Annotated in this window: 8 protein-coding genes; 1 reads left to right on the forward strand and 7 read right to left on the reverse strand. The window is 61.4% G+C overall.

Features of this window, described 5'->3' with window-relative positions:
- Both M7F93_RS10765 and rluD read right to left on the reverse strand, forming a co-directional pair.
- Window positions 1-281, reverse strand: a 281-nt coding sequence (locus tag M7F93_RS10765) for a laccase domain-containing protein (RefSeq protein ID WP_298173213.1), incomplete at its 3' end; no start/stop codon positions are given.
- The gene (gene rluD / locus M7F93_RS10770) at window positions 271-1,230 is read right to left on the reverse strand and encodes a 23S rRNA pseudouridine(1911/1915/1917) synthase RluD (protein ID WP_298173215.1); all 960 of its coding nucleotides are present in this window, start codon (window positions 1,228-1,230) and stop codon (window positions 271-273) included. The genes rluD and M7F93_RS10765, both read right to left, overlap by 11 nt.
- Window positions 1,231-1,258: 28 nt before the next feature.
- Here rluD and M7F93_RS10775 point away from each other — a divergent pair, with 28 nt between their 5' ends.
- A complete protein-coding gene (locus M7F93_RS10775) occupies window positions 1,259-2,011 on the forward strand; it encodes an outer membrane protein assembly factor BamD (protein ID WP_298173218.1) in 753 nt (250 codons plus the stop codon).
- Window positions 2,012-2,056: 45 nt separating this feature from the next.
- On the opposite strand, the gene M7F93_RS10780 is transcribed toward M7F93_RS10775, so the two are convergent.
- The 5 genes from M7F93_RS10780 to sucC all read right to left on the reverse strand — a co-directional run.
- Window positions 2,057-2,395: a P-II family nitrogen regulator gene (locus tag M7F93_RS10780; RefSeq protein ID WP_298173221.1), complete on the reverse strand. Its 339-nt coding sequence runs from the start codon at window positions 2,393-2,395 to the stop codon at window positions 2,057-2,059.
- Window positions 2,392-4,041, reverse strand: a complete 1,650-nt coding sequence (locus M7F93_RS10785; RefSeq protein ID WP_298173223.1) for an NAD+ synthase — start codon at window positions 4,039-4,041, stop codon at window positions 2,392-2,394. Before M7F93_RS10785 ends, M7F93_RS10780 begins: the two co-directional genes overlap by 4 nt.
- Window positions 4,041-4,913, reverse strand: coding sequence for a succinate--CoA ligase subunit alpha (sucD, locus tag M7F93_RS10790; RefSeq protein ID WP_298173226.1), 873 nt, complete (start codon window positions 4,911-4,913; stop codon window positions 4,041-4,043). The genes M7F93_RS10785 and sucD overlap by 1 nt, the downstream gene beginning before the upstream one ends.
- Window positions 4,910-5,254, reverse strand: a complete 345-nt coding sequence (locus tag M7F93_RS10795; protein ID WP_298173229.1) for a hypothetical protein — start codon at window positions 5,252-5,254, stop codon at window positions 4,910-4,912. The genes sucD and M7F93_RS10795 overlap by 4 nt, the downstream gene beginning before the upstream one ends.
- A gap of 1 nt (window position 5,255) precedes the next feature.
- A partial coding sequence (sucC, locus tag M7F93_RS10800) for an ADP-forming succinate--CoA ligase subunit beta (RefSeq protein WP_298173232.1) occupies window positions 5,256-6,109 on the reverse strand: 854 nt, incomplete at its 5' end.

Here is a 6,109-nt window from a genome sequence, read left to right on the forward strand (position 1 = left end):
CCATCCGCTTCCAAAGAGCGCGCCGACGCGGCCGTCAAAGTGGCGACCCCCGTGCCATGCTCCTGCTGCAACCAACGGGGCTCCCCAGGCAATTCCAGCATGGCCCGCAGCCGTTCCCGATTCCGTGCCACCGCCTCCGGCGCATCGCCCACATGGTCGCCGAGATTGAGTGATGCATAGGCGCCCTGACTGACACCGCCGCTGCGCACCGTGATGGCACTGCGTACCCCGTAGGGCACGGGCCAGTCCGGCACCCAATAACCAGCCTCTTCAGTCGCCATTACGCGCATCGCGCAGCAGAGTCAGCAATTCGGCCATGTCTTCAGGCAGCGGGCTTTCCCAGGTCATCAATTCCCCGCTTTCCGGATGGTAGAGACGCAAACGCCAGGCATGCAAAGCCTGACGGCGGAACTGCCGCCAATGGGCCAGCGCGACCTCATCCAACCCTTGCGGCACCATCATCCGCCCGCCATAGATCGGATCACCCACCAGCGGGTGGCCGATGTGCGTCATGTGCACGCGAATCTGATGGGTACGCCCCGTCGCCAGGCGCAGGCGCAGGTAGCTGTGACGGGGAAAGCGCTCCACCAGCCGATATTCGGTCTGCGCCGGCCGACCATCATCGCGCACGGTCATCCGCAGGCGGTCGTGGGCATGGCGGCCGATGGGCGCGTCTACCCGGCCACCACCGGTCATCGGCCCCATCACCAGCGCGAGATATTCGCGGTGCATGGTATGGTCACCGAGCTGGTCGATCAGTGACTGTCGCGCCATCTCGGTTTTCGCCACCACCAGCAGGCCGGTAGTGTCCTTGTCCAGCCGATGGACGATGCCGCCGCGGGGCAGGTAGGCATTATCCAGCACATGGGCCAGCACGGCGTTGACCAGCGTGCCGTCGGCATGACCGGCGCCGGGGTGGGTAAGCTGCCCTGCCGGTTTGTGCACAACGAGGATATCCGCGTCTTCATACAGAATATGCAGCGGCAGATCCTGGGCCAGCCAAGTGTTGGGCTCGATCTCCGGCCAGTTGATTTCTACCTGTTCACCACCGCGAATCCGTGCGCTGGGCTTTTCGACCGCACCATCCACCAGAATCCGGCCATCCCGCAGCAAGGTCTGGATACGACTGCGGCTGGTTTCCGGCAGCAACTGGCTCAACACCGCGTCGAGACGTTGGCCGGTCTGCTCCTCTGGCAAAATCATGGGAATACCCGTACTATCGTCGCTCATGGTTCGCCACTATAGACTATTGTCCTTCATGAGCAAACGCATACTCATTACCTTGTGTTGTACCGCCCTGATCGCCGGTTGTGCCAGCAGCCCGAATAAACCTGGCAGTTCCGCCGATCGCCACGAATCCGCCGAGACACTGTTCCAGCCCGCCCAAAAGGCCATGGAACGCGGAGATTACAGTTCTGCCATCAAGCTATATGAGGATCTCGAGACCCGCTATCCCTACGGCCCTTATGCCGAACAAGCGCAACTCAATACGGCATACAGTTATTACCGGCGCGGGGATTCCGAGGCGGCGGTAGCGGCGGCCGAACGTTTCATCAAGCTGCACCCGGCCAACCCTCATGTGGATTACGCCTGGTACCTGAAGGGCATCGCCTATTATCAGGCCATTCAGGGTGCCGAGTGGAATCCGAAACCCGCCGAAGAAGCATTCACTACCCTGGATACTCTGGCGAGACGCTGGCCGCACAGCGCCTACGCCACGGATGCCCGCTTACGCATGGCCAAAATCATCAATATTCTCGGTAAACGCAATCTGGAAATCTGCAAGTTTTACTATGTGCGCCACGCTTATGTGGCTTCGGCGAATCGCTGCAGCACGGTGATCACCCGCTACCAGTTGAGCTCGGCGCGGGAAGAGGCGCTCTATTATCTGGCCCGTTCTTACCAGCACCTGAACCTGCAAAAGCTGGCCCGGACCACGACGGCGATCCTCGCCTATAACTACCCCAAGAGCAAATATCTCTCAGATCTCGGCAGCAGCGCCAAATCGTAAGTGCCATCCCTAGGGGCCTTGCAGCCCAGCCCCCAGCCCCTTTAATCAGACCGCTTCTTCGCCCTCTTCTCCGGTGCGGATGCGGATGACCCGTTCCACGGCACTGACAAAAATCTTGCCGTCACCGATTTTGCCAGTACGCGCTGCCTGTTCGATCACCTGAATCGCACGGTCGGCCATGTCATCGCTAACCACCACCTCCAGCTTGAGCTTGGGCAGAAAATCCACCACATACTCAGCGCCACGATAGAGTTCCGTATGCCCCTTCTGGCGGCCAAAACCTTTGACCTCGGTAACCGTCATACCGGCCAGCCCCAGATCCTGAAGGGCCTCGCGCACATCATCCAGTTTGAAGGGCTTAATGATCGCTTCAATTTTTTTCATGGTAAAGCTCCTCGTGCTGACAACACGGCTTCCCAAGGATGGTAGCCATTGGTAATAGGATAGCGCCGATCCTTACCGAATGCGCGGGCGCTGATCCGCACGCCTGGCGCCGCCTGACGCCGTTTATATTCGGCGCGATCAATAAGCCTTAACACCCGCGTCACCATTTCCGCCGAAAAACCAGCGGCAATGAGTTCCGCTGCACTGCGGTCCTCTTCCACATAGGCGGCAATAATGGCATCCAGAACCTCGTAGGGGGGCAGACTGTCCTGATCACGCTGATCCGGCGCCAGCTCCGCCGAGGGTGGCCGGGTCAGCACCCGCTCGGGGATCACCGGACTCAGGCTATTGCGATAACGGGCGAGGCGATAGACCAGGGTCTTCGGGCAATCCTTGATCACCGCGAAACCTCCGGCCATGTCGCCATACAGGGTCGCGTAACCAACGGCAATCTCGCTCTTGTTGCCCGTAGTCAGCAGCAGGTGACCGAATTTATTGGAATAAGCCATGAGCAATGCGGCGCGAATACGTGCCTGCAAATTCTCTTCCGTGATATCGGCTGCGCGCCCGGCAAAGAGCGGCGCCAGCGTCTCCAGATAAGTGTTGAAGGGCTGCTCGATGGATACGATGTCCATGCGCACGCCCAAGTTCCGCGCCTCGGCCACGGCATCCGCGATACTCATCTCCGCCGTATAGCGAGAGGGCATGATCAGGGCATGGACCCGTTCCGCGCCGAGGGCATCCACCGCCACCGCCAAGGTCAGCGCCGAGTCCACCCCGCCAGACAGCCCCAGCACTGCGCCAGGGAAGCCATTTTTTTCCACATAATCATGCACGCCCAGGCGCAATACATCGTAGACCTCGGCGGTCTCATCCGGCAGCGGTCTCAGGGGTTCGACAGCCTGTATGCGGATGTCGGCATGATCCTTATCGATATCCAACAGCGCCAGCGCCTCCTCACAGCGGGCTGCGCGCAGTGCGAGCAACCCGTGCTGGTCTACTGCAAAGGACTGGCCATCGAAGACCAACTCATCCTGCCCACCCACCAGGTTCACATAAACGATAGGCAGATGACACCGGGCGGCCAGGGCACCCACCTGATCCTCCCGGACGTGCTGCTTATTCAGGTGATAGGGGGAGGCGTTGAGCACCAGCATCAATTCGGCACCTTGGGCCTGAGCCGCCAACGCTACCCCAGGCCCGCACCAGACATCCTCACAAATGGCCACCCCACACTGCAGTCCGGCACAGGCAAACACCAGCGACTGCGCCCCCGGCGTGAAGTAGCGCACTTCATCGAATACCGCATAGTTCGGCAGACAATGCTTGTGATAAACCGCCTCGACCCGGCCCCCGCGCAGCAGACTGGCGCTGTTGTAGAGGCGCTCCTGCTCACGCTGCGGGTGCCCTACCAGCATGGCCAGAGGCGCTGCTGTCGCAAGACGCTGCAAGGCGGCATCGCAGACCTGCAAAAAGTCGGCACGCAAGAGCAAGTCTTCCGGGGGATAACCGCTGAGGGCCAACTCCGGCGTTACCAGCAAGTCGGCGCCTGCGGCTTGTGCCTCGGCAGCGGCGGCCAGCAGACGATCGGCATTGCTCGCCACATCGCCGACCCGGCAGTTGACCTGCGCCAGAGCGATGCGCATCAGCGCCCCAGTACCTCGGCCACCCGGGTACCCAAATCAGCAGGGGAATGCACGCAATAGACGCCCGCCGCTTCCAGTACCGCATATTTGGCCGCCGCTGTTCCTGCACCACCGTCGATAATAGCCCCCGCATGGCCCATACGCTTGCCCTTGGGCGCCGTGGAACCAGCAATGAAAGTCACCACCGGTTTACGGACATGCGCCTGGATAAAGGCCGCCGCATCTTCCTCCATGCGTCCGCCGATCTCGCCCACCATGACAATCACTTCGGTCTGCGGGTCCGCCTCAAAAAGCTGCAGGATTTCAATAAAATTCATGCCAATCAGGGGGTCGCCGCCGATACCCACACAGGTACTCTGCCCCAGGCCCAGGCGGGTGGTCTGCTCCACTGCTTCATAGGTGAGGGTGCCGGAGCGGGAGACAATGCCTACCCGTCCGGTCTGGTGAATGGCGCCGGGCATGATCCCGATCTTGGACTGCCCCGGCGTAATAATCCCCGGACAGTTAGGGCCAATGAGTCGCGCCGGTGCGTCCGCCAGATAATGCTTCACCATCAGCATGTCATGCACCGGAATGCCCTCGGTGATACAGACGATGAGTTGGATGCCAGCGGCCGCCGCCTCGATGATGGCATCGGCGGCAAAAGGCGACGGCACATAAATCACGCTGGCCTCGGCCCCGGTTTCCTGTACGGCATCGGCCACCGTATCAAATACCGGCAGACCGAGATGACGGGTCCCGCCCTTGCCGGGCGTCACGCCACCCACCATGCGGGTCCCGTAGTCCACGGCCTGCTGCGAGTGAAAAGTCCCCTGCTTGCCGGTAAAGCCCTGGCAAATCACACGGGTGTCGCGGGACAGCAATATGCTCATAGACGCACCAGAATCACGATAAGAAGAACACTGATTACCGCCTCTCCCAGGAGCAGGAGAAGCACATAAGGATTGCGCCGGGGTGCCGGACGGATTTTGGCGACCTCGGACCGCAAGGCGGCCAGACCCTGTCGCAGCGCCCCCACATCGTCGGCCTGGGCCACCGACTTGAGCCGCTCGTCGAGAATCTGATCGAGCAGCACGGCCATTTCCGCCATCACCTCGGCGCTTTTCTGGTCCGCGCCACGCTTCACATAAGCGTCGGCGAGACGCGAAATCAGCGGGCCGGAGTTACGCAGCGCCGGCCACAGACGTTGCAACCAAAAGATGTTGATGGACACGTCAGCCCTGCGCCGCCGCCACGGCCTTCATGGCCGCGTCGGTAAGACCGTCGGCGGTGATCAGGGAAAGACCACTGTCACGCAGCAGGGCCATGCCCTCCTCCTTCCGGGTGCCTTCCAGACGCACCACCACCGGCAGGTGAAGCCCCACCTCCGCCGCCGCCTGGATGATACCTTCCGCCAGCAGATCACAGCGGGTGATGCCCCCGAAGATATTGACCAGTATCGCCTTCACCCGGATATCCGAGAGAATGAGCTTGAAGGCCTGGGTGACCTTGTCCGCAGCCGCACCACCGCCCACATCCAGAAAATTGGCGGGCTCGCCGCCGTGCAGTTTGATCAGATCCATGGTCGCCATGGCCAGACCAGCCCCGTTGACCATGCAGCCGATGTTACCTTCCAGGGAGATGTAATTCAGTCCGAACTGCCGCGCCGTAATTTCCCGCCCGTCCTGCTGGGTGGAATCGAAGAGCTCGTCCGACTCGGGATGGCGATAGAGCGCGTTATCATCCATCACCACCTTGGCATCCAGGGCCAGCAGCCTGCCTTCGGCCGTGATAGCGAGGGGATTGACCTCCACCATCAGGGCATCGAGCCGTTGCGCCAGGCGATACATGCCCTGCATGATGCGCGTGAACTGCTGCACCTGGCTGGCGTCCAATCCGAACTGGAAACCGAGCTGGCGCGCTTGAAAAGGCAGAAAGCCGGTGCTGGGCTCGACCACGACCCGATGCAGGGCCTCTGGCCGGGAGGCCGCCAGTTCCTCGATGTCCATACCGCCTTCCCGGGTAGCCAGAAAGGTGATCCGCGCCTGTCCCCGATCCACCATCAGGGCCAGATAAAGCTCGCGGGCAA

Source organism: Acidithiobacillus sp. (assembly GCF_027322205.1).
Classification (GTDB): Bacteria; Pseudomonadota; Gammaproteobacteria; order Acidithiobacillales; family Acidithiobacillaceae; genus Acidithiobacillus.